The 24290-nt window shown below is 51.8% G+C and carries 21 protein-coding genes; 16 read left to right on the top strand and 5 right to left on the bottom strand.

Annotated features, from left to right (window positions below; all coding sequences use genetic code 11):
* The first annotated feature begins 414 nt into the window (after positions 1 to 414).
* Positions 415 to 804: a hypothetical protein gene (locus ACO0LH_RS00105; RefSeq protein ID WP_422938999.1), complete on the top strand. Its 390-nt coding sequence runs from the start codon at positions 415 to 417 to the stop codon at positions 802 to 804.
* Between the two features lie 173 nt (positions 805 to 977).
* Positions 978 to 1571, top strand: a complete 594-nt coding sequence (locus tag ACO0LH_RS00100; protein WP_422938998.1) for a YdeI/OmpD-associated family protein — start codon at positions 978 to 980, stop codon at positions 1569 to 1571.
* Here ACO0LH_RS00100 and ACO0LH_RS00095 read toward each other — a convergent pair.
* A complete protein-coding gene (locus tag ACO0LH_RS00095) occupies positions 1512 to 1958 on the bottom strand; it encodes a hypothetical protein (RefSeq protein WP_422938997.1) in 447 nt (148 codons plus the stop codon). The two genes, ACO0LH_RS00100 and ACO0LH_RS00095, sit on opposite strands and share 60 nt — an antisense overlap.
* 101 nt (positions 1959 to 2059) lie before the next feature.
* On the opposite strand from ACO0LH_RS00095, the gene ACO0LH_RS00090 reads away from it, so the two are divergent.
* The 9 genes from ACO0LH_RS00090 (at position 2060) to ACO0LH_RS00050 (ending at position 18241) form a co-directional block, all read left to right on the top strand.
* Positions 2060 to 4858: a TonB-dependent receptor gene (locus ACO0LH_RS00090; RefSeq protein ID WP_422938996.1), complete on the top strand. Its 2799-nt coding sequence runs from the start codon at positions 2060 to 2062 to the stop codon at positions 4856 to 4858.
* Positions 4859 to 4971: 113 nt separating this feature from the next.
* Complete coding sequence (locus ACO0LH_RS00085; RefSeq protein ID WP_422938995.1) at positions 4972 to 6480, top strand: tryptophan halogenase family protein; 1509 nt, start codon at positions 4972 to 4974, stop codon at positions 6478 to 6480.
* Positions 6481 to 6569: 89 nt separating this feature from the next.
* Positions 6570 to 7769 carry a cation:proton antiporter gene (locus ACO0LH_RS00080; RefSeq protein WP_422938994.1) on the top strand — a complete coding sequence of 400 codons (1200 nt, stop codon included), beginning with the start codon at positions 6570 to 6572 and terminating at the stop codon, positions 7767 to 7769.
* A gap of 447 nt (positions 7770 to 8216) precedes the next feature.
* A complete protein-coding gene (locus ACO0LH_RS00075) occupies positions 8217 to 9587 on the top strand; it encodes an MFS transporter (RefSeq protein WP_422938993.1) in 1371 nt (456 codons plus the stop codon).
* A 25-nt stretch (positions 9588 to 9612) separates the two neighbouring features.
* Positions 9613 to 11358: an alpha-amylase family glycosyl hydrolase gene (locus ACO0LH_RS00070; RefSeq protein ID WP_422938992.1), complete on the top strand. Its 1746-nt coding sequence runs from the start codon at positions 9613 to 9615 to the stop codon at positions 11356 to 11358.
* 16 nt (positions 11359 to 11374) lie between these two features.
* Positions 11375 to 13783 (top strand): TIM-barrel domain-containing protein, encoded by a 2409-nt coding sequence (locus ACO0LH_RS00065; protein ID WP_422938991.1) that lies wholly within the window; start codon positions 11375 to 11377, stop codon positions 13781 to 13783.
* Between the two features lie 155 nt (positions 13784 to 13938).
* Entirely contained in the window at positions 13939 to 15813 is a 1875-nt protein-coding gene (locus tag ACO0LH_RS00060; RefSeq protein ID WP_422938990.1) for a glucokinase, read from the top strand.
* Between the two features lie 80 nt (positions 15814 to 15893).
* A complete protein-coding gene (locus tag ACO0LH_RS00055) occupies positions 15894 to 17051 on the top strand; it encodes a helix-turn-helix domain-containing protein (protein ID WP_422938989.1) in 1158 nt (385 codons plus the stop codon).
* A gap of 113 nt (positions 17052 to 17164) precedes the next feature.
* Complete coding sequence (locus ACO0LH_RS00050) at positions 17165 to 18241, top strand: alpha/beta hydrolase family protein (RefSeq protein ID WP_422938988.1); 1077 nt, start codon at positions 17165 to 17167, stop codon at positions 18239 to 18241.
* Positions 18242 to 18298: 57 nt separating this feature from the next.
* Here the strand turns inward: ACO0LH_RS00050 and ACO0LH_RS00045 are convergent, their stop codons facing one another.
* The 3 genes from ACO0LH_RS00045 to ACO0LH_RS00035 all read right to left on the bottom strand — a co-directional run bounded on the left by ACO0LH_RS00045 (position 18299) and on the right by ACO0LH_RS00035 (position 20065).
* Entirely contained in the window at positions 18299 to 18874 is a 576-nt protein-coding gene (locus tag ACO0LH_RS00045) for a putative 2OG-Fe(II) oxygenase (protein WP_422938987.1), read from the bottom strand.
* A 112-nt stretch (positions 18875 to 18986) separates the two neighbouring features.
* A complete protein-coding gene (locus ACO0LH_RS00040; protein WP_422938986.1) occupies positions 18987 to 19298 on the bottom strand; it encodes a GNAT family N-acetyltransferase in 312 nt (103 codons plus the stop codon).
* Positions 19295 to 20065 carry a sulfite exporter TauE/SafE family protein gene (locus ACO0LH_RS00035; RefSeq protein ID WP_422938985.1) on the bottom strand — a complete coding sequence of 257 codons (771 nt, stop codon included), beginning with the start codon at positions 20063 to 20065 and terminating at the stop codon, positions 19295 to 19297. Before ACO0LH_RS00035 ends, ACO0LH_RS00040 begins: the two co-directional genes overlap by 4 nt.
* 86 nt (positions 20066 to 20151) lie before the next feature.
* Between ACO0LH_RS00035 and ACO0LH_RS00030 the strand changes: the two genes are divergently transcribed.
* From ACO0LH_RS00030 to ACO0LH_RS00010, 5 genes are all read left to right on the top strand, one after another.
* Complete coding sequence (locus ACO0LH_RS00030; protein WP_422938984.1) at positions 20152 to 21045, top strand: LysR substrate-binding domain-containing protein; 894 nt, start codon at positions 20152 to 20154, stop codon at positions 21043 to 21045.
* A gap of 50 nt (positions 21046 to 21095) precedes the next feature.
* The gene (locus tag ACO0LH_RS00025) at positions 21096 to 21614 is read left to right on the top strand and encodes a tetratricopeptide repeat protein (RefSeq protein ID WP_422938983.1); all 519 of its coding nucleotides are present in this window, start codon (positions 21096 to 21098) and stop codon (positions 21612 to 21614) included.
* Positions 21615 to 21688: 74 nt separating this feature from the next.
* Positions 21689 to 22552, top strand: coding sequence for a DUF6348 family protein (locus tag ACO0LH_RS00020; RefSeq protein ID WP_422938982.1), 864 nt, complete (start codon positions 21689 to 21691; stop codon positions 22550 to 22552).
* Positions 22553 to 22718: 166 nt separating this feature from the next.
* The gene (locus ACO0LH_RS00015) at positions 22719 to 23555 is read left to right on the top strand and encodes a branched-chain amino acid aminotransferase (protein WP_422938981.1); all 837 of its coding nucleotides are present in this window, start codon (positions 22719 to 22721) and stop codon (positions 23553 to 23555) included.
* 98 nt (positions 23556 to 23653) lie between these two features.
* Positions 23654 to 24052 (top strand): VOC family protein, encoded by a 399-nt coding sequence (locus ACO0LH_RS00010; protein ID WP_422938980.1) that lies wholly within the window; start codon positions 23654 to 23656, stop codon positions 24050 to 24052.
* A 109-nt stretch (positions 24053 to 24161) separates the two neighbouring features.
* On the opposite strand, the gene ACO0LH_RS00005 is transcribed toward ACO0LH_RS00010, so the two are convergent.
* Positions 24162 to 24290 (bottom strand): ExbD/TolR family protein (locus ACO0LH_RS00005; RefSeq protein ID WP_422940545.1); only part of this gene is annotated, 129 nt, incomplete at its 5' end.

Genomic DNA, 24290 nt, shown 5'->3' with positions numbered 1-24290 from the left:
TTTCAGGAATTGCCAATTGCACTTGCATTGCAAATTTCGCCGCACATTTTAGTACTTCTACTTTGACTCTTTATCGATCCCTCATTCATGTAGAAATGACATGACGGTGTTTCATTGATCGGCGAGGGCGTTGTTGATGTGAATATTGGTAAGCATTGGTGAGTATTCGTGAACATGGGGCAGTGTGCATTTCTTTTTCTTTAGCTTAATCCAGCCATGGTCAGCGATCAAGCACGATGGCTGTCAAATGCAAATTGCTGCCAATTTGCAACGACAAGCCACAAGAAAATTACCGGAACATGGATATATCCGGTGTGCATTGCGATAAAGTGCATCTTCGGGTAGGCTGGCTGAAGACGCGTAAGTCTTGTCCTGAATTCATCGCATTCATCAAGCTCTCACATATAAAAAAACATGCTCATATCCATCGTCGTCGCTGCTGGCCTGCTGATGTTGGCCGGTATCTTCAGTTTCATTCAGGCGTGGGGTTTTCCTGCCTCAGGAGCCAGCCCCAAGAACTGGCGTAAACTGTTCTACTGGACCATAGCCTGCGGCCTGTTATTAGCGCTGCTGTCCTGGCTGGCAACGTTCTGGATGCTTTATCCCTATCCCAATGTCCTGGGTGAAGGATGGTTCGCCGGTATGCCCTTTATGGTCGTGTATATCGATGCCAATCAAAACAATTACCATTTTAATTTCACGCAAGTCAGTGTTATTGCAAATGCCTGTTTCTGGTTTTTGATGCCGGTAACCATTTTGTATTTATACGGCCTGCAATGGCGACGACTGAGGGCAAGCGCCTGAGGGACTTGCTGTGGCTTCTGCGCCTAAGCATTTCGATGAAAGACTGGCTGGTATATTGAATTTTGTCAGCAATGCATTAGATTGCCTGCATCCTGGTTTCGTGTTTTTTTCGCAAGCAAGCCTAAGCTCAGCCTAAGAATTTACTTTACAAACTTGAGGTGAGTAATCTCATGATGGATGATCAAAAAATGAATCCCAAGGTTGATGCATTTATAGCCAGGGCAAAAAATTGGGGCGAAGAATATGAAAAATTGCGTTCCATCATTCTTGACTTCGATCTGACAGAAGAGTTGAAGTGGGGTGTGCCCTGTTACGCCCATGAGGGAAGCAATGTCGTCCTCATGCATGGGTTTAAAGAATACTGTGCGCTTCTGTTTATCAAAGGTGCCTTGCTAAAGGATGCCAAGGGTGTCCTTATCCAGCAAACTGAGAATGTGCAGGCCGCGCGCCAGATACGCTTCACCAGCGCACCGGAAATCGTCAAGATGAAAGCTGTCTTGAAGTCATATATCCAGGAAGCGATCGAAGTCGAAAAATCTGGCACCAAAGTAGATTTTAAAAAGACCACAGAATTTACGATTCCTGAAGAGTTTCAAAATAAATTGGCTGAAATGCTGGATTTGAAGACGGCCTTTAATGCCTTGACCCCAGGGCGGCAAAGAGGCTACCTGCTTCATTTTTCCTCCGCCAAGCAATCCAAAACCCGTCTATCCAGAATTGAAAAATGCATTCCCCTCATTCTCAGTGGGAAGGGATTGGATGACTAGAGATTGCTGCAGAAAACCATCAACTCCTCTTTGCCCCATCTCGCCTGCCAGATTACAGATCTGGCTTAGCGCTTTAAGCGCTCCCTGATCTTCTATTCTACCTGTTGTCCATGGCTTCCCAGCCACGCCTGCGCCTATCCCTACGCCCAGTTTGAGGCACACGTCAAACCAGATATACAAAAAATATTTTATTAAAATAATAAGTAGTTTGCTTACATAAAGTAGTCTAACTACATTATCTTGCTTGCCCTCTTGTGGGGCAGATGCAACACATTTCAGTGCGGTAATAATGCTGCGCCTCATAGGGCAGATTTGGTGCGTGTTATTTCTTTGTAGTTTTTTGTAGTCTTCATTTGACATTGAATCTAGTTTTAGTACAAAATCCATTTCGGAACGTTGGGTTCTGATTGCCAAACTCAGGAAATGTAAGTTTTCAGGTGGGGCAAATCGAAAAGTGCAAGTCATATAAAAGTTTGAGGGGACATTTTATGAAACAAGCTACGCAGAAGCGTAAGCAGAGCCATGCTCTGAACCGCTTTTCTTTTAAATTAAGTCCTGTAGCGGCGGGATGTGCGGTTCTGGTTTTTGGTTTTACCGACATCGCTTCGGCGCAGCAGGCAGCAGAAAATACAGTGGTCGTGACAGGCATCCGCAAAGGTATAGAAGAAGCCATCTCGATCAAGAAAAATTCCAGCTCCATCGTTGAAGCCATTTCTGCCGAAGATATCGGTAAATTGCCAGACGCCAGTGTGGCCGAATCGATTGCACGTTTGCCTGGCGTTACCGCACAGCGCAGCCGTTCTTCCGGCAAGGCAGCAGATGTCAGCGTGCGCGGCCTGTCGCCGAGTTTCAATGGCTCTTTGCTTAATGGCCGCGAACAGGCATCGACCGGTAATGCACGCAGCCCGGAATTTGATCTGTTTCCAGCAGAACTGATGGGTTCGGTACTGATCTATAAAACGCCGGATGCTGCTCTGGTTGGTCAGGGGTTGGCAGCGACGATAGATTTGAATACACTCAAGCCGCTGGATTTTGGCAAGCGCGTGCTGGCAGCCAGTTATCGCAAGGAACGCTCAGGCGTTAAATCAGGTTCCGACGAAGGCACAGGCGACCGCGCATCTTTTTCTTATGTCGATCAGTTTGCGGACCGTACTATCGGTCTGTCACTGGGTTTGACCAAGTTCAAGGAAGATGGCGGCGGCCAGCAAAAGTTTGATTCCTGGGGCGGCTTTGCGCCGCTGGTCGATTACAACGGTGCCAAGGTCGTCGCACCTGGCGGTTTTAAATCAGATACAGAAGTCAGCAAGAATAATCGCGATGGTGCTTCGCTGACCTTGCAATACAAACCAAACAAAAACTTCAAATCTTCTGTTGATGTATTTTATTCTGCCGGTTCCACCAGCTTGAAAAAGACGGGCCTGGAAGGTGCTGTTGCCGGTTCTGCTGGCGGTTATGATCCCGATGGCGTGCTGAGCAATGCAACCATCGTCAATGGGGTTGCGACTTCCGGTACATTCAGCAACTACAAGGGCGTGGTACGCAATCACAAGGAAAGTGCCGACGACAAGCTGACATCGATAGGCTGGAACAATGAAATGAAACTCGAAGACTGGACGGCCGTTGCCGACCTGTCTTATTCGAAAGCGGTCAAGCACAGCAAGCGTTACGAAACCACGGCAGGCCAGCCTGGTGATGCTTCACCACTGGGCTCTATTTCATACACCGGCTTCAATGGCGGCAATTTTTCTGACGTGAAGTACTCCACCAGCCTCAACTATGCCGACCGTAACGTCGCCAAGCTGACTGACGTTGATGGCTGGGGCGGTGGCCCGAATACGCCGCAAGCCGGTTATGTGGCCTTGCCGGATATTAACGACAGGGTCAACAGCATCCGCTTGACAGCAAAACGTGACCTCAATTTTGGCCCTATCGTGGCAGCGCAGCTTGGTTTTAATTACACTGACCGCGACAAATCCCGTACCGGCCAGGAAGGCCGTCTGGTCGTCAAAGGCACGAGTGGTTATGCCTCTGCCACCGTACCTGGCAGCCTGACTGCAACGGCTGGCACGGTAGGCTTGCCTGTCGTCGCCTTTGACCCGGATAATTCGCTGGGTTCCATCTATGAACTGGCACGCTGGATTGATGCTTCTGTTCTGGCCAAAGACTGGTCTGTCAGTGAAAAAGTGACCACTGCGTATGCCATGGGTGATCTGGAAGGCCAAATGATGGGCTTGAATTACCGCGGCAATTTTGGCGGCCAATTCATCCATACCAATCAGCGTTCTACAGGTAACCAGGTTGACCTGGCGAAATGTACTGGCATCACGGCTGAAACCTGCCCGTTCACGACAACCAGCGGTGGCAAATCGTATTCTGATTTCCTGCCTAGCCTGAATGTATCGTTTGACCTGGGTAAAGAGCAATTCCTGCGCGTAGGCATGGCGAAAGTCCTGTCGCGTGCGAATATGGATGACTTGCGTGCCAGCCAGGAGTTTGGTGTCAATACGGGCGGTCCTTTCCCTATCCTGACCGGTACCGGTGGTAATGCAGAACTCAAGCCTTTCAGCGCCAAAGCCTTTGATCTGTCGTACGAGAAATATTTCGGTAAAAAGGGCTATTTCAGCTTTGCCGGTTTCTACAAGCAGCTTGATACCTATATCTATCGTGCACCACGTGCGTTTGACTTCAAGCCTTTCGTCAGCGCATCAACACCTCTGCCTTTGGCTGGCCCTTACAAGGGTTCAACAATGGGTCTGTTGACGACACCCCAAAACGGCACGGGCGGCAGCATTTCAGGGTTTGAAATTGCATTGAATATCCCGTTCTCGCTGATTACACCCATGCTTGATGGTTTTGGTGTGATGGTCAATCATTCGGATACATCCAGTCAGATCACTTTGCCTGCGATTGGTTTTGGTACGACCAATATCAGTTCGGCGAATATTCCTTTGCCTGGCTTGTCCAAACGCGTCAGCAATCTGCGCCTGTATTATGAGAAAAATGGCTTCCAGATCGCCGTCGCAGGCCGCAAGCGTTCCGACTTCCTTGGTCAGATCAGCGATTTCCAGGATAACCAGCAACTGACTTTCGTCAAGGGTGAAACCATCGTAGACTTCCAGTTGTCGTATGAATTCCAGACTGGCTACCTGAAAGGTTTATCATTGCTGGCGCAAGCCAACAACTGGAACAATGCACCGTTCCAGCAATATGATACTGATCCTAACAAGATCACAGACAAGACCGTGTACGGCAGGACTTACCTGTTTGGCGTGAACTATAAGTTCTAAGAAATTTAAGATCACGCACGCAAAGTAAGAGCGTTAACAGGTTCTAAGCCGGATTGCCAACAAGCCCCAGTCAGCGCATGCTTACAGGGGCTTGTTTTTTGGGGGAGACAAAAATGCAGAATGCAAATATAAAAAATATTGTAGTAGTAGGTGGTGGTACGGCCGGCTGGATGACAGCAACTGCACTGGCCAGCGTATTGCAGGGGCAATATCAGATACGCGTGGTCGAGTCAGATGAAATTGGTATTGTCGGTGTCGGTGAAGCCACCATACCGATGATACAAAGATTCAACCAGGTTGTCGGCATAGATGAAAACGAATTTTTGCGTGAGACCCAGGGTACGTTCAAACTGGCGATAGAATTTGTCAACTGGGGCAAGCCGGGTGACCGTTACATGCATGGCTTTGGCACCATAGGCCAGGACTTGGGCACAGTGCGTTTTGATCAGTACTGGCAAAAAATGCGCAAGCTCGGCAAGGCTGATGAACTGGCCGCCTATTCGATCACGCGCATGGCGGCAAAGGCAAACAAGTTCATGCCAGCGCGCCATGATGTACAGAATTCGCCTTTGAATCAGATTGCTCATGCCTATCATTTTGATGCCAGCCTGTATGCGCGCTATCTGCGCAAAGTGGCGGAGTCCCGCGGTGTCATCCGTACCGAAGGCAAGATCTTGTCAGCCAGCCAGCGCGAAACAGATGGCTTTGTCGATGCCGTGGTATTGGAAAACGGTGAGCGCATTGCCGGTGATTTGTTTATTGATTGCTCAGGCTTTCGGGGCCTGCTGATAGAGCAAACCTTGCAGACTGGCTATGAAGACTGGTCGCACTGGTTGCCCTGTGACCGGGCGCAGGCCGTGCCTTGTGAATCGGTCAGCCCCTTGTTGCCATTTACCCGTGCCACCGCACACCGTGCCGGTTGGCAGTGGCGCATCCCTTTGCAGCACCGCATAGGCAATGGCCATGTGTATTGCAGCCAGTATGTCAGCGATGATGAAGCAGCATCCGTCCTGCTGGCCAATCTTGATGGCAAACCTTTGGCTGATCCGCGTGTCATTAAATTCAAGACTGGCATGCGCAACAAGACCTGGAACAAGAATGTGGTGGCGATAGGCTTGTCCAGCGGTTTCCTGGAGCCGCTGGAGTCGACCAGTATTCACCTCATTCAGTCAGCCATTGCGCGTCTGATCGATTTTTTCCCTGACCGTGGTTTCAATGCTGTCGATATCGCAGAATACAATCGTCAGTCACGTTTTGAATACGAGCGCATCCGTGACTTCGTGATTTTGCATTACAAGCTCAATCAGCGGGAAGATTCTGCTTTCTGGAAAGCCTGCGCCGACATGCCAGTACCAGATAGCTTGCAACACAAGCTGGATTTATTCCGCGCCACCGGACGTCTGTTGCGCGTCGATAATGAATTATTTTCCGAGGTTGGTTGGTTGCAGGTCTTCGAGGGGCAAAATTTAATTCCGGAAAACACCAATCCTCTGGTAGATTTGCAATCCGAAGCAGACACCATCGAATATCTTGAAAGTGTTCGTGAGGTAGTGCAGAAATGTGTGGCTATCATGCCCGAACATGCTGCCTATATTGCCCAGCATTGTGCAGCCAAAAGTTGAGCAGCTTCCAGGGCAGGGGAGCGCAGGGTTTCGCAAGAAGCCTTGCCGCATAAAATAATTTCAAAACTAAAAATACTATGCATACCGGGATGAGCACCACCGAGATTTTTCTGATCGCGATGTTTGTGATTTTCACCCTGCCTTATCTGATCTGGCGGGTAGGTAAAACCGATTATTACGCACCACTGGTCGTTGTGCAAATCATCACTGGTATCTTGCTGGGGCCAGGTGTATTGGGCGCAGCTTTTCCAGATTACTACAAGTTTGTTTTCAATCCCCAGGTGATACAGTCCCTGAATGGCATTGCCTGGTGGGCAGTGATGATCTTTGTCATGATTGCCGGAATAGAACTGGACTTGAAGAAAGCCTGGGAACACAAGGGAGAGAGCAGCATCACGGCGGGTCTGGCGCTGGGCATGCCCCTGCTGTTTGGCTGCATTGCCGGCTATGGCATGTTGAGTACAGATGGCTGGATGGGACCCAAAGCCCTGAGCTGGCAATTCGTGTTGGGTGTGGGCATGGCTTGTGCCGTGACTGCCTTGCCCATCCTGATCCTGTTGATGGAAAAACTGGAGATACTGCGCCAGCCCATAGGCCAGCGCATCTTGCGTTATGCCAGCCTCGATGACATTGCCATCTGGGGTGTGCTGGCGATTATCCTGCTGGACTGGACGCGGGTAGGGCGGCAAGTCGGGTTCTTGATCGTGTTTGCTGTCGCTACCTATCTGTTCCGCAAACTCATGATCTGGTTGCAGGAACGTGATCGCTGGTACGTGGGCCTGATCTGGCTGGCTGCCTGTGCATTTGCGGCAGACTGGGCTGGCTTGCATTTCATGGTGGGAGCCTTCCTGGCCGGTGCCGTGATGGATGCACACTGGTTTAACCAGGAAAAAATGGATTTGATGCGCCACCATGTTTTGCTGGCCATCATGCCAGTGTTTTTTCTCAGCACGGGTTTGCGCACCAACTGGGCCATGGGCGGCACGGCGGTGTTTATTGCGGCAGCGGTTTTGCTGGTGGCTTCCGTTGCGGGCAAGCTGGTGGGTATACAGCTCGCCGGCAAAATCCTGAAATGGGAAAAAGGCGAAGCATCCATCATCGGCTGGCTATTGCAGACCAAGGCGCTGATCATGATTATCTTCGTCAATATCCTGCTAGATAAAAACATCATCACCAGTGAAACCTTTACTGCCTTGCTGCTCATGGCAATTGCCAGCACCATGCTGACCGTGCCGGTGGTGTATCCGAAATTGCAGAAAATGAGGGAAATTATTTTCAGGAGTAAATGAGAATAAATTGTTTTCAATGATAAGAATACCCGCCGCTTTGCGACCAAGCGTGCGGGTATTTTTATTTGCGCCGACGATATGGCATATCTGCTGTAAACATAAAAGTGGGTATCGTAGTCTTGCTACAGTTGCCAGTTTTATTTGGTATGAATGCAAGGATTTTTCCATTTTTACATGGCTTGAATGAGTGATGTAATTGGTTGAAAATATTTATGTAGTTTGATTACATTTCTCTGTGTTAGTATTTCAAAATTGCGATTCATGCCTGGTGTTTGTGGCTTTGTTGGGAAGCTACAGCCTGGTATTTGAACAGATGTCAGCCAAGAGAAATTTCTCTCCTTGATGGAGAATAAAAAATTTCCAGGCACTGTAAAGGTACCGAGGCGCATTACCATTAATCGCAAAAGCAGTCATAAGAAATGCATAAAAATTTGGGGACAAAACACCATGCAAGCATTGGCATACAAACCCAGGCTGTCGTTCTGGCAGCTCTGGAATATGAGTTTCGGATTCTTTGGTATTCAATTCGGTTTCGCACTGCAAAATACCAATACCAGCCGTATCTTTTCTACCCTGGGGGCTAACCCCGATGATCTGGCCCTCTTTTGGCTGGCTGCGCCTATTACGGGTTTGCTGGTACAGCCGGTGATAGGCTACCTGAGCGACAATACCTGGCATCCCTTCTGGGGGCGTCGCCGTCCTTTCTTTTTCATCGGTGCCTTGCTGGCGTCCATTGCCATGTTCCTCATGCCCAATTCCAGCGTCTTGTGGATGGCGATTGCTGTGCTGTGGATGATGGATAGCGCCATCAATATTTCCATGGAACCCTTCCGTGCCTTTGTCGGTGACAAGCTTGATGTGTCGCAGCAGACGGCAGGTTTTGCCATGCAAACTTTTTTCATCGGCTGCGGTGGCGTGATTGCCTCGTTGCTGCCGACCATCTTTACCGATTATCTCGGCGTCAGCAATGTGCCGGTGAATGGTGCCATCCCTGATACCGTGCGTTATTCCTTTTATTTTGGCGGTGCGGTATTTGCCCTGTCGGTAATGTGGACGGTGTTTACCAGCAAGGAAATTCCACCGGCTGACCTGGAAAAATTTAAACTGGAACGCAAAAATAACCAGGGTATAGGCAAGGCTGTGACAGAAATCCTGGGTGGCTTTGCCAGAATGCCCAAGACCATGGTGCAACTGGCCCTGGTGCAGTTTTTTACCTGGGTCGCGCTGTTCGCGATGTGGGTCTACACCACGCCTTCGATTGCACAAACCGTGTTTCATAGCAGTGACGCGCAATCAGCCGCTTTCCAGGAAGGTGGCAACTGGGTCGGCATCATGTTTGCCGTTTATGGCGGCGTATCTGCGCTGGCAGCTTTTCTGTTGCCGGTACTGGCGAAAATGACCAGCCGCAAGTTTGTCCATATGTTGTGCCTGGTGATTGGCGGTGTCAGCCTGGTCAGCATCTTCATGATCACGTCCAAACAAATGCTGCTGTTGCCCATGGTGGGTGTCGGCATCGCCTGGGCCAGTGTACTGACCATGCCCTATGCGATACTGGCTGGTGCCTTGCCAGCCAACCGCATGGGTTATTACATGGGCCTGTTCAATTTCTTCGTGGTGATACCGCAGATCGTTGCCGGCGTGGTCCTGGGCGCGATAATGAAAAACTTCTTCAATAACCAGTCGGTCAAGGTATTGATGCTGGGTGGCTTCTGCATGATACTTGCGGGTGTGCTGACCCTGCTGGTCAAGGATGAAGCGGCAGAACATGTAGAGGTAGCAGCGTCAGATGAAACTGCCGCCAGTGCAGCCATCATCTGATTGCAACGACAGGAAGTTTGCAGACATGAGAAACATGAGGCTGGCAGCGCAGGCCATAGCGCTTGCTGTGGCATTGGCCGCGGGTTCGATTCCCGCGTCCTTTGCTCAATCGGCACAAACCACAAAAAACAGGACGGCAGCAGTACAGCCCTTTCTTTGGGAAAACGCGACCGTTTATTTCCTGCTGACAGACCGGTTCTACAACGCCGACCCTGGCAATGACCTGGCCTATGGCCGCCAGCGGGATGCCGCGCCCTTGCGTGCGTATATGGGCGGCGACCTGGCTGGCATCACTGCCAAAATCAGGGCTGGCTATTTCAGGGATCTGGGCGTCGATGTGATCTGGCTGACGCCGCCAGTAGAGCAAATCCATGCCGGTACGGATGAAGGCACAGGCAAATCCTATGGCTTTCACGGGTACTGGGCGCGTGACTTCAGCAGTGTCGATGCCAACCTGGGTACGGAAGCTGACATGCGGGAATTTGTCGATACCGCCCATGCACACGGCATACGTGTTTTGCTCGACGTGGTGATGAACCATCTGGGGCCGGTCACGCCACAAGACCCGGTCTGGCCAGATGCCTGGGTAAGAACCAGCCCTACCTGTACCTATAAAGATACCGAAACCACAGTCAGTTGCACCCTGGTAGACAACCTGCCGGATATACGCACCGACAGCACGGCCGATGTGGTACTGCCACCGGCACTGGTCGACAAGTGGAAAGCAGAAGGGCGCTATGAACGGGAAGTCAACGAGCTGGATGATTTCTTTACCCATACCGGCTGGCCACGTGCACCACGTTATTACCTGATGAAATGGCATACCGACTGGGTAAGAAAATACGGCGTCGATGGCTTTCGTGCTGATACCGCCAAACATACCGAGCCGGAAGTATGGAAAGAACTGCGCACCGTCGCCAGCGCCGCGTATGAAGAATGGAAGCGCAATAACCCTGCCAAAAAGCTGGGCGATCAGGCCTTCTTCATGACCGGCGAAGTGTATAACTATGCACTCGCGCATGGCTTGTTGTTTGACATGGGAGCTGGTCGCAGTGTCAATTTTTATCAGAATGGTTTTGACAGCCTGATCAATTTTGGTTTCAAGTCGGATGCGAAACGATCGTATGAAGCCTTGTTCAGTGACTATTCCACTCGTCTGCATGGCTCCCTGGAAGGCTATTCGGTATTGAATTACATCAGTTCACATGATGATGGCGGGCCGTTTGACCTGCAACGCCAGAAGCCCTTTGAAGCCGCGAACAAGCTGCTGTTAAGCCCGGGTGCCGCGCAAATTTATTATGGTGATGAAACAGCACGTGTGTTGAATGCAGCTGATGCACAGGGTGATGCTGCCTTGCGTTCGCCCATGAACTGGGATGAACTGGCAGGCAATATGGAAAGGCAGGGCTACCGCATCGCCGATGTCCGCCAGCACTGGAGCCGGCTTGGTTTATTCCGTCGTGCCCATCCTGCCATAGGTGCGGGCTTGCATGAAAAACTGGCAGACCAGCCCTACACCTTCAAGCGCACTTATAACAAAGACGGTATCAGCGACAAGGTCGTCATTGCACTCGACCTGCCCGCGACAGGGAAGACAGCGATCACCGTAAGCGGTGTATTTGCTGATGGGCAAAAGCTCAGGGACGCCTATTCAGGCACAACTGCCATCGTCCACAATGGCCAGGTACAGTTTGACAGCAGCCTGAGCGTTGCGCTGATTGCCGCCGACGAGTCTGCTTTGGCGAAAATAAAAGCAAAAGCAAAAAAATAAAATCAGTAAAGACAGTATGAAAAAAAAGCACATAGCAAAATTGAGTCTGTTCACCCTTGCCGCCTGTTTGCTGGCAAGCGCAGTACAGGCGCAAAATACCCAGCGCAGCATTGTGCAGGTAAGCCGCCTGGCTGACCATCTTGAAATCAGGACCAATGATGGCCTGTATATGTTCAAGCCTTATTCTGGCAAGATCATGGAGGCCAGCTTTATTCCGGCCGGGGAAAGCTTCAACCCGGCTTCGCACGCGGTGGTGCTGGCCGCCGCACGCATGAAGACCAGCTTCAGGGAAAGCGCTGACAGCATCCTTTACCAGGCTGGTGGCGTGACGGTCACCATTACGAAATCGCCATTCCAGGTTGCCTATGCTTATAAGGGCAAGTACTTGCTGTCGGAAAAAAATGGTTACCGCAAAGCCAGCGATGCCGACATCCTCGATTTCAATCTCGACAGCAGCGAAGCCCTGTATGGTGGTGGCGCACGTGCGCTGGGCATGAACCGGCGTGGCAACCGTCTGCCCTTGTATAACAAGGCACATTATGGCTATGAAGAGCGTTCAGCGCAGATGAACTTTGCCATGCCGCTGGTATTTTCATCAAAAATGTATGGCCTGCATTTTGATAATGCCGCCACAGGCCAGCTTGATCTGGACAGCAGGAAAGAAAATGTACTCGCGTATGAAACCATCAGCGGACGTAAAACCTACCAGGTGATCGCTGGCGACAGCTGGGCTGATATCGTCGACAATTACACGCAACTGACTGGTCGCCAGCCTTTGCCACCACGCTGGACTTTTGGCAACTTCGCCAGCCGCTTTGGTTATCATAATGAAGCCGAGGCGCGCAGCATACTGGATAAATTCCGTGCTGAAAAAATCCCGGTCGATGCCATCATCTTTGATCTTTACTGGTTCGGCAAGGATATCAAGGGCACCATGGGCAACCTGGAATTTGATACGGACAGTTTCCCCAATCCCAGGCGCATGATCGCCGATTTCGCCCAGCAGGGTATCAAGACGATATTGATTACCGAACCCTTCATTTTGACGACTTCAAAAAGATGGCAGGAAGCGGTAGATAAAAATGTGCTGGCCATTGACAAACAGGGCAAGCCGTTTACTTACGATTTTTATTTTGGTAACACCGGCCTCATCGATATTTTCAACCCGCCTGCACAGGACTGGTTCTGGTCTATCTACAAAGACCTCAAAAATATGGGCGTGGCAGGGTGGTGGGGCGACCTGGGTGAACCTGAAGTGCATCCCTCTGCCTTGCAGCACAAGACCGGCAGTGCGGATGAACTGCATAATATCTACGGTCACAACTGGGCAAAACTGATTGCGGATGGCTATAAGAAGGATTACCCGGATCAACGGCCCTTCATCCTCATGCGTTCTGGTTATTCCGGCTCGCAAAGAATGGGCATGATACCGTGGTCCGGCGACGTCAACCGCACCTGGGGTGGCTTGCGTTCACAACCTGAAATCGCCTTGCAGATGGGCATGCAGGGCATGGCATATATGCATTCTGATCTGGGCGGGTTTGCCGGGGCCAATCTCGATGACGAGTTATATGCGCGCTGGTTACAGTATGGTGTATTCCAGCCGGTGTTTCGCCCGCATGCGCAAGAAGAGGTGGCGTCTGAGCCGGTTTTGCGCGAGCTAAAGACAAAGGCACTGGCAAAAGCGGCCATTGAATTGCGTTATCGTCTGCTGCCTTATAACTACACGCTGGCTTTTGATAATAACCAGCATGGCTTGCCTTTCATGCGCCCCCTGTTTTATGCCGAGCCGGATAATCAGCAACTGTTGAACGTGGATGACACTTATTTATGGGGTGACAGCTTTCTTGTGCATCCGGTATTGAAGGCCGCTGAAAAAGAGAGCACCGTTTATTTTCCGGCAGGCAGCAACTGGTTTGATTTTTACAGCGGGCAGTCATACCCCGCTGGCACGACTGCCAGGGTCGCAGTGCTGGAAGACCATATCCCGCTCTATGTACGCGGTGGTGCGTTTGTACCCATGACAGGGTTGATACAAAACACGCGTGACTATTCAGCCAAAAAACTGGAACTGCATTATTACCATGATGCGACTGTCCATCAGTCTTCGGGCAAGCTGTATGACGATGATGGTGAAACTGCAAATGCCTTTGAAAAAGGGGCTTATACCCTCATGCATTTTAATAGCACCGCCAGGGCAAAAGAATTGCGCATAGGCTTGCGGGCTAAAACTGGCCGGCATGCTGAGCCCGTCGACAGGGATATCACGTTGTATGTCCATAATGTCATCAAGAAGCCAGTGCAGGTACGCCTGCAAAACAGGATCGTGCCTTTTAACTGGGATGAAGCCGGGAAGCTGTTGACGCTGGATATGCACTGGCAAAAAAATACCGTCGCAAATTTGCAGATCCACTTAAATAAATGATATTTCTCTGAATATCATTGCTGACGTATTCGCCAACACTTTCTTACTGCAGGGATTTTTGTTATGTTGTCGCCTGAACAGAGGAGGGATTGTGGTAAATTGCGGGATCGCATTCTTTGTGAAAAAATGGCAACAAACCGTAAAATGAAGACAGCATGACGACAGAACACGCACTTGTAGAACATGGCAGCGCAGCGGGCTTTTCCGGTGGGCCACGCTTATTGGCAGATATCGGCGCAACCCATGCGCGTTTTACGCTGGAATCTTCACCCGGTGTATTTGAAGCCGTCCGTGTATTGAAGTGCGATGAATACACGGGCATCGTCCCTTTGTTGCGCGATTACCTGTCAGGCAACCCGAACAGCAAAGTCCATCATGCTGCTTTTGCGATTGCCAACCCTATCGACGGTGACCAGGTCAGGATGACCAATCGTGACTGGGCGTTTTCCATCGAAGATGTACGCCGTGAATTTGGCCTGTACACACTCCTGATCGTGAATGATTTTACTGCGCTGGCGATGTCCCTGCCAGGCTTGCAGGCAAAAGACGTGATGCAGGTCGGCGGTGGCACGCCAGTGGCAAAATCTGTCATTGGGGTATTGGGGCCGGGCACTGGTCTGGGCGTATCTGGCCTGATCCCGACTTCTGACGGCTTTGTGACACTGGGTAGTGAAGGCGGTCACGTCAATTTTGCACCAACGGATGAACGCGAATATGCGATTTTGCAATTCGCCTGGAAAGAATGGCCGCATGTATCGACCGAGCGCTTGATCTCCGGCCCCGGCATGGAACTGATTTACCGTGCGCTGGCTGACCGCAACCAGGTCAGCGCCAAAGCCTTGCCCGCACAGGAGATCATGCGTGGCGCATTGACTGATGGCGATGCACTGTGCCTGGAAACCCTGGAATGTTTTTGCGCCATGCTGGGCAGCTTCAGTGCCAACCTCGCCGTGACGCTGGGGGCTTTTGGCGGCATCTACATAGGCGGCGGTATCGTGCCGCTCATGGGTGACTGGTTTTTGACGTCGGCCTTCCGCATGCGCTTTGAAGCGAAAGGGCGTTTTTCCAGTTACCTGGCGCAAATACCAACCTTTATCATTACCACGCCCAATCCAGCGTTTTATGGTGTGTCGGCAATTTTGTCCGAACATTTACGTGGCCGCAGTGGCGACAGTTCACTGATGGACCGCATACAGCAAATCCAGACCGAGCTGACACCGGCAGAGCGCCGTGTTGCCGCCCTGGTACTGGAAAACCCGCGCACGGTATTGAATGAAGCGATTGCTGAAATCGCCCGCCTGGCGGATGTCAGCCAGCCTACCGTCATCCGCTTTTGCCGCTCGCTGGGCTTCCTCGGTCTGGCTGATTTCAAACTCAAGTTTGCCAGCAGCCTGACCGGTACCATCCCTGTGCGTCACAGCCAGGTGCGCATGAGTGACAGCACGCATGATTTAAGCGCCAAGGTCATCGACAATACGGTGTCGGCCATCCTGAATTTCCGCGACCAGCTGGATGTACGCTCACTCGACCAGGCCATTGCCTTATTGCGCAAGGCGAACAAGGTCGAGTTTTATGCCATGGGCAATTCACGCGCCGTGGCGCTGGATGGACAGCATAAATTCTTCCGTTTCCGCATCCCTACTGCGTCTTATGGAGACGCTCACCTGTTTTCGATGGCGGCAGAATTGCTCAATCCTGGTGATGTCGTCATTGTCGTCTCCAATTCAGGCAAGTTGCCAGAATTGCTGAAAGCCGTTGACGCTGCCCGCCATGCCGGTGCGGATGTGATTGCCATTACCCCTAACCAGTCACCGCTGGCAAAGAAGGCCACGGTCTGCCTGGCGGTCAATCATACCGAGGACAATGCCACTTTCCTGTCTATGATTTCGCGCATTTTGCAATTGCTGCTCATCGATATCATGGCTGTGGGCCTGTCGGTGGATGCGCCGGACACTGCCGGTGCGGAAGATATCAAGCGCAAGGAACTGTCACGCTTCAGCAATTTGCTGATATCGCATCTCGATAGTTGAGCGGCATTTAAAATCGTTGTTGAAAACGAGTTGGCATTATCAGCCGATACCAATAGACGATACGCCAGTGATGAACCTTTATGTCCGCAACTGACCCACTTGTCCTCATCGATGCCGCCTTGCGCGGCACCTTGTCAGCACTGTTGCTGACGCTCACTGTGGTGTTGTGGCGCGAGCGGTCTCAATTGGTTGTTGTGCGTATCGGTCTCGCCTTATGCCTGGGTTTATGTGTGCAGGTCTTTGCCAGCACGCCCTTGTTTGAAGCGATCGCGCCCCGCCTGTGGCAGGCACCATTGGTCGCCGTATCGGTCGGCAATGCCGTCTTGTTCTGGCTATTTGCGCTGGCCCTGTTTGACGACGAATTCAGTTTCAAACCTCTGTATTTCATGTTGTGGGTAGCCGTGGCTGGCATGAGCGGCCTCAATTGCGCTGTGCTTGCCAATAGCGGCTTGCCATTCGCTGACATCAGCTTCGCTGTGCAGCGCGGTGCACCTCTGGTTTTTGCGGTGCTGGCTGCCGTGGCAGCAGCAAGGCACTGGCAGTCTGATCTGGTCGAACCACGCCGCCGCTTGCGGGCATTTATCGTGCTGACTGGCATTGTCTATACCATTGCGTCTTTGCTGATGCGGCTGGGTTCGCCGCAAGGCCGGATGGCGGCACCAGCCGCGATGGTGGATGTGCTGGTTTTGCTGGTTATTGTTGCTGTAACCGCTTCCCGTTTGCTTAAATTGGGAAGTACGGAATTATTTCCATCTTCGCAGCTTGCTTTTCAGCTTGCCTCGCAGCCTGCACAAACTGAAGCCGTTTCTGACCGCGACCTAGCGGGCAAAGGTATCGATAAGCACACACCAGATTCACCTGAACAAGCCAGCCAGACCGACTCCGCCGATGACAGCCTGGCACAGGCCTTGCAACAATTAATGAAAGACCAGCGTGCCTATCGTAGCGAAGACTTGAGCCTGGCCAGTCTGGCAACGCGTTTGCAGGTTCCTGAATACCGCCTGCGACGCCTGATCAACCAGCGTCTTGGTCATCGCAACTTCAATGCCTATATCAATGGCTTTCGTCTGGATGAAGCATGTGCGGCATTGCGTGATCCAGCCAGGCGTGAATTGCCGGTATTGAGTATTGCACTGGAATCCGGTTTTCAATCCATAGGCCCGTTCAACCGGGCGTTCAAGGCAGCCACGGGGCTCACACCCAGCGAGTTTCGCAAATTAAATATGGCCGATTCCTGAAATCGCCTAGCCGAAAACTCAAATTTCAGTCTTAGGCAAGACATAGGCGCTGACGATGCGCATAGTGATGTCACCCTGGGCAGCCGCCTTTGGGACATTTTCAGGAAACCGCTATGAATGCCGTGTTGAATATGATCAGGCCAGGCCGGTCACGCTATTTCTTTGCCTTGATGTTAAGCCTGCTCGCTGATTGGGGCATGGGTTCCAATATTGCCTGGGCTGGTGTTGGCCTGAGCGAAATTCCTGCTAATGCCACCGATGGGCCGGTAACCCTGTATTACCCGTCCCATGATGACATGCGGGTGATTCACCATGGCCGTCTTGACCTGACAGCCGCAGCACAAGGCGCGCCAGTACGCGGTAATGGCCATCTCATCATCATTTCGCACGGTTCTGGCGGTTCTCCCTGGGTACACGCCGATCTGGCGACGGCGCTGGTCAATGCCGGGTTTGTTGTCGCCCTGCCAGAACATCATGCTGATAATTATAAGGATGACAGTCATCCCGGCCCCGATAGCTGGACCCTGCGGCCACGGGAAGTGTCGCGCGCCATTGATGCAGTTGGCCGCGACCCGCGTTTTGCCCCCTTGCTGAATCTGGATAAAGTGGGGGTCTACGGTATGTCCGCCGGCGGTCACACGGCCTTGAGTATGGCGGGCGGGCGCTGGTCACCAGCCGGGTTCAAGCAGCATTGTGAAGCTGACCTTGCAGAAGACTTTCAATCCTGCGTCGGGCTCAATACCCGTCTGACAGGTGGCATGCTGGACGGCCTGAAAAAATGGGTCGCCCTCCTGATCATACGCCATCGCTTCAGCGATACCACCATGCGCGAACATCATGATCCACGTGTGGCCGCTGTAGTCGCTGGTGTACCGGCCGCAGCCGATTTTGACATGACCTCACTGGAAAACCCATCGGTGCTATTGGGGCTGGTCACTGCCCGGCAAGACCGCTGGCTGGTTCCAAAATTTCATGGCGAGCGTGTGATGCAGGCTTGCAAAACCTGCGAACGCATTGCAGATATACAGACCGGTGGACATGGTGCCTTGCTCTCACCCTTGCCGCCCGGTTTTACAGGTTTGCTGGGTGATATGCTGAACGATCCACCAGGTTTTGACCGCAGCCAGATAGCCGATGTAGACCAGAAAATCACGGCATTCTTCGCGAAGCATTTATTGTCTCAGCAATGAATAAGCCTTGCCAGATACGGCCTGCATCCGGTGCAGGCTGGTTTCTGGGCCGCCGTATTATTTATTCAACAGATAATTGAAGCTGAACGAGACCCTGTCCGTGTCAGTCAGGTTGGGGCCAACCCGGTGAAATACATCTGAGCGGAACAAGACCAGCTTGCCTATGACAGGTTCTATCACGTGATTTTCAAATTGTTTGTATTGCATGTCACAAGGGAAGATCGCCAGCTCGCCATCGTTTTGATTGGTATTGAAATAGTAGGCGCCACTGATGGGTATGCCTTCGACATTTCTTTCGTGATTATGCCTTTCCTGGTAACCGAATTTTTTCGTGACATTGATCCAGCTTTGCGTGTACTGGTGATCGATTTTCCAGTCCTTGTCTTTCCTGGTCATCTGCACAAACTGCAAGACATTGTCCTCGACGAATTTTTTCAGCGCCTGTAAACTGGCTGCAACAAAGATGTTTTTCTCGGCATCAAATGAAGACAGGACATTGTCGCCCCATGCATAGCTGAGCAACTTGTTCATGGTGTCTTTTTGCTTTAAGACTTCGGCATTGATCAGGCTGATGGTGGCGGTATCGGCTTGTGCTGTACCTATCAGGGTGGGGAAAAGAACTTCAATATTCATTGCGGCTTACCTTCTTCAGCGATGTCAATTTTACTTGCGTGTATCACTGATGGTAGAGCAAATTAAGCGGCTTGTGGCGATTTCAGGTGCGGATTTTCATACCTCATGGCTATCAAATATGTTGCTGCTGACAGTGAATTTCCCGCCCGGGAAAATCATGGCACAAGGAGGCCAGCAGGGCTTTGGCGATGCCCTGCTGGCGATACGCGGGCCTGACATACAGTACATGCACATCAATTTGCTGTTCCAGGATACTGCAATCAAGCGCCCCCACGTGCTGCTGGTCAAGAAAGGCATACAGCACGATGTTGGCCTTGTCGGCATCGGCTTGCTGTCTGCAAATTTTCAGAGGGGACGCATTCTCTGCTGCATCAGGCGTATTGATGTTATTGAGGGCAGTGAGATGATGAAGGGTATTGATCATGCGATGGCTCCCCAAAAGAAATGACAACCCAGGCCCAGTAAGCCGGCAAAGAAACAGCGCCTGAAAAGCACAGGGTTCATCTTGCTGCGCAATATTTGCCCTAGCCACATGCCCGCCAGTGCGGGTACCAGGGCAAACAGGGAATTGCCTGCCCGTGACAAATCGAGGGAGCCGGCAAATGCCAGATTGACCGCAAGGGCCACGGTCGATACCGTGAAGCCCAGTCCCATTGACTGTACCAGCGCATCCTTTTCCAGCTTGAGTGCCTGTAAAAAAGGTACAGCTGGCAGCGCAAAGACACCAGTGATTGCGGTGATCATGCCTGTCACGGTACCAATCACCGGAGCCAGCCAGCGCTCGCTATTTGCCTTGACTGTCCATTGTATGGATGCCATGCCCATCAGTGCATAGATGATCAGTGCCAGCCCCAAGCCCATGCCTGACCACCTGCTGTTGACCTGTCTGAATGCCAGACCAGCCACAAATGTACCAATGCATACACCTAGCAGCATGGGCCACAATCGGCGTAACAGCAGCTTTAAATCGGGCCCGGCGGCCAGTTGCCATATATTCGTAAAAAACGAAGGTAAAATCAGCAAGGCCGCGGCTTCCATGGGTTTCATGACCAGACTCAGCAAGCCTATCGCGACCGTGGGCAGGCCCAGGCCAATCGCACCCTTGACCAGGCCTGCGATGACAAACACGACACATATCAGCAGCAAATGCTGGGGCAGGCCATCATTGCTGAAGTTGAAAAGGTTTTCCATATGGACAGTTTGCCATTTTTAACAATTGATGGAAATGTGGAATATACTCAGTCAGCCTTCGTTTTATCCATAGGGAAATTACTGCCATGCGCTTTGACTTGATAGACCTGCAACTGTTTCGCCATGTTGTCGAAGCGGGCAGCATTACCGCCGGGGCAGAGCGCGCCCATCTGGCGCTGGCGTCGGCCAGTGCCAGGCTGCGCGGCATGGAGGATTTGCTGGGCGTGCCTTTGCTGGTGCGAAACCGGCGCGGCGTCGACGTGACCGATGCTGGCCGCACGCTCCTGCATCATGCACGCATAGTGATGCAGCAAATGGAAAGACTGCGCGGTGACCTCGGTGAATATGCGCAGGGTCTGAAAGGCCATATACGCCTGTTATGCAATACCTCGGCACTGACAGAATTTTTGCCGCAGGCGCTGGCGATTTACATGCGCGAACATCCACAAGTGGACATCGAAGTGGAAGAAAGACTGAGCAATGACATCGTGCATGCCATGCTTGAGGGCCTCGGTGACATAGGCATTGTCGCCGATACAGTCAGCACGGCGGGTTTGCAGACTTTCCCTTTCCGCAACGATCAACTTGTCGTGGTAACGTCTGCCGATCACCCGCTGGTGCAACTGGCGAACAGCAATCATCATTTGTCGTTTGCTGCCTGCCTGGCTTATGATTTTGTCGGTCTGGCCGGTGACAGCGCCTTGCAACAATATTTGAATGAGCATGCAGCAAAACTCGGCTTGCGCTTGCGTTACCGCCTGCGTTTGCGCAGTTTTGACGGCATATGCCGCATGGTGGAAAGTGGTGCTGGTATTGCCATCATCCCCGAGACGGCGGCTCAGCGCTATGAAAAAATCATGTCGCTCAGGCAGTTACGGTTGACCGACAACTGGGCTGTGCGCCAGTTGTTGATTTGCGTAAGGCAATATGACGAGTTACCCGCCTATGCACGTGGCCTGATCAGCGCGATCAAGGCATAAACTTGAACATACAAAGTAAGCGCATGCAGATAAGCGCATAAGGGAAAATCATGCATAGTATTCCCCCGGATTGGGAACAGCGGCTGGCAGAATTATGGGCTGCACTGGATACGCTGGAAGCTGCCGACTTCATCGACCGTATCGATGCAATGACAGCTGAATTGCCGCAAGGCGATGCCATCGCTCTGTTTGAACGTGGGGCCGCACGTGATTCATGCGGTGTTACAGCACTTGCCGTGCCTCTATACCAGGCGGCGCTGGCAGCGGGGCTGAGTGGCTTGCGACGTCGGCGTGCGTATATACAAATGGCCAGCTCCATCCGTTACCTGGGGGACCCGCAACGGGCGGCTGATTTATTATTTGCCGAAATGCAGGCGGGCAGTGATGAACTCGATGGCGCATTGCGTGGTTTCCTGGCCCTGGCGCTGGCAGACCTGGGTCGTGAACGTGAAGCCCTTGCCCTGAGCCTGACAGCCTTGTCCACTTATCTGCCACGCTACAATCGTTCGCTGGCGCGCTATGCACAGGCGCTTGACGCTAACGCAGGCAATGCCGGCACCGCTGCGTAAGACATGACCCTGCGGCGGTAGCTGAAACATTCTTGCTACAATGCAGGCTGATTTAATTTTAAGCCTGCATCTCTATGTCATTCACCAACGCCTTCAAGGCCATCAGGAACAAATTCACTTCCGCTAAAGTCAGTCAGGACTTACCTGCGCTGACATTGCCACAGATCAAAGCTGATCCGCAATTGATGCAAATGCTGGCCGATGTCTTGATTGCTGAAGGCATGAAGCCAGCCCCGGAAGGGACTAGCCTGTTGTTGCCAGGTGGCCTGATATTGACGGCAGAACGTCTGGAAAATATCACCCTGGCAGAAGACAAGATACGTACCTGCACCCGCATTTACCTGAACCATGCCAGTTATTTCCCCCTAGGTTTGAATGAATATCAGCATGCCATGGGCGCAATAGAAGAGGCGGCGATAACTGAGGGTTTTCGCACCTGGGCCAGGATGGATTTGCTGACCCTGCTCGATGCCATTGACGATACCCCGAAGGCATGCACCGTCATAGAGATGAATGTGACACCGGAAAGTGAAACTGCCGAAGGTAAATCGCCCTTTCGCCAGGTCATCCTCGGGCCTGTTGCCCATCTGGCGACCCTGGCTGCACCGAAACAAAAAGAAGAACACCCGTTTTGCCCTTGCTGCCTGTTTACCGAAAGCATGGATGCATTTCATGACCTATTGCAAACCGACCAGTTTCTTGGTGTGCGACTATTTGCGTCACGTGACAATGACGGCAATCTGGCGGCGGACTGCCGTGTAAATGGAGAAGACTTTTTACCTGCCCTTGATTACCTGAAATCTTATGCAAAAAAATGGCCACAGCGTGGCCTGGAATTTCGCAAGCAATATGTAGTTATCCGCAGCAGTGACCGCAGTGTGAACCCGGCACCAGCAGGCACGACCAATAATCATGCCATTGATCCTGCTGGCAACTAAACGATTCATTAAACTAGTCTTTGAAACCGGCCGGAAGCATCAGGCGGTTTGGGTATGTGCTACATTTAAGCTAGCTTTAAGCTTGCCAGGCACAGCCTGTTTGCATTTTGTTCAGTTTTGCAATGCGCAGCAACCCCAGTTTACTTCACCCGTATAAGGAATAAAAATGTACCGCAGCTATTTCAAAGGACAATGGAGCGAAGGTAATACCCCCCTGTTTGGTGCCATGGACCATGCGGTCTGGCTGGGTTCTTCCGTGTTTGATGGTGCACGTTCCATACGTGGGCTGACACCGGATTTGCGTCTGCATCTGGCACGCGTCATCCAGTCAGCACAACGCCTGGGTTTGCAATGTCCTTACACGGTTGATGAACTTGAAGCCTTGTGCCGTGAAGGCATCAAACTGTTCCCGGCCGATGCGGAGCTGTATATACGCCCGCTGGTTTTTGGTACTGATGGTTTGTTGATCCCTGACGCGGCGACATCCGGTTTTGCATTGACATTGTTTGATGCACCGATGCCGTCTTTCTCAGGCTTCTCAGCCTGCCTGTCGAGCCTGCGTCGCCCTGATCCATCGATGGCACCAACAGATGCCAAGGCGTCTTGCCTGTATCCCAATTCAACCAAGGCACTGCGCGAAGCCAAAGAGCGTGGGTTTGATAATGGCGTGGTGTGCGACGTGCATGGCAATGTGGCAGAGTTTGCTACGGCCAATATCTTTTTCGTCACTGCTGATGATGAAATCGTTACGCCAGTGGCGAACGGCAGTTTCCTGTCAGGCATCACCAGGGCACGCGTCATCGGCTTGTTGAAAGAAGACGGCAAAAATGTGTCCGAGCGCACTGTAAAACCAGAAGAGTTGCTGACCGCTAAAGAAATCTTCAATACCGGCAATTTTGCCAAGGTCACACCTTGTACGCGCTTTGAAGACCGTAGCCTGCCCGTCGGTGAAATCGCCACTCGTGCGCGTGATTTGTATTTTGCATTCATGGAAAAAGCATAGGGCTGTGGCCTACTTTATGTCCCATCGTCCGCATAACAGTGCTGGCGATGGGACAGGTAGTCATTCATATCGGCATTAAACATTTCCGGCATTGACTCATGCTCAAACGCATTCATCACGCGGCCATCATCTGTGCCGATTACCAGGTTTCCAGGCATTTCTACACGGAAGTTCTGGGCCTGCGCATCATCGCTGAAAATTACCGGGAAGAACGTCAGTCTTACAAGCTGGATCTGGCTCTGCCGGATGGTGCTCAACTGGAATTATTTTCTTTTCCACATGCACCGTTACGGCCTTCACGTCCTGAAGCGCAAGGCTTGCGGCATCTGGCTTTTGAAGTCGATGATGTGCAAGCCTGCAAGGCACATCTGGAGTCGCTGGGTGTTATCGTGGAGTTGATACGCATCGATGAATTTACCGGGAGGCGTTATACTTTTTTTGCAGACCCGGATAATTTACCGCTGGAATTATATGAGGCACCGCCACACGTAGCCTGAATACGGCATGCAACCTGTCAGATGGTAGCGAAGTGAAAAGTAAAAAGGCAGGGCATCAAAACTGAGCCCTGCCTTTTCATCGATGCTGCCTGGCAAAAAACTGCCTGGTTTATTTCAAGAACTGCTCATTCCCGACCATCCCGATCTTGGTGACGCCCAAACGCTGTGCCGCAGCCATGACAGCGGCGACCGATTTGTAAGGCACCACCGCCACAGGGCGCAGATGCACCTCAGGCTG

It is taken from the genome of Undibacterium sp. TJN19, assembly GCF_049339485.1.
Lineage (GTDB): Bacteria > Pseudomonadota > Gammaproteobacteria > Burkholderiales > Burkholderiaceae_D > Undibacterium.
Note: the sequence above shows the minus strand (reverse complement) of the source record. Positions and strands in the feature narration are given on the sequence as shown.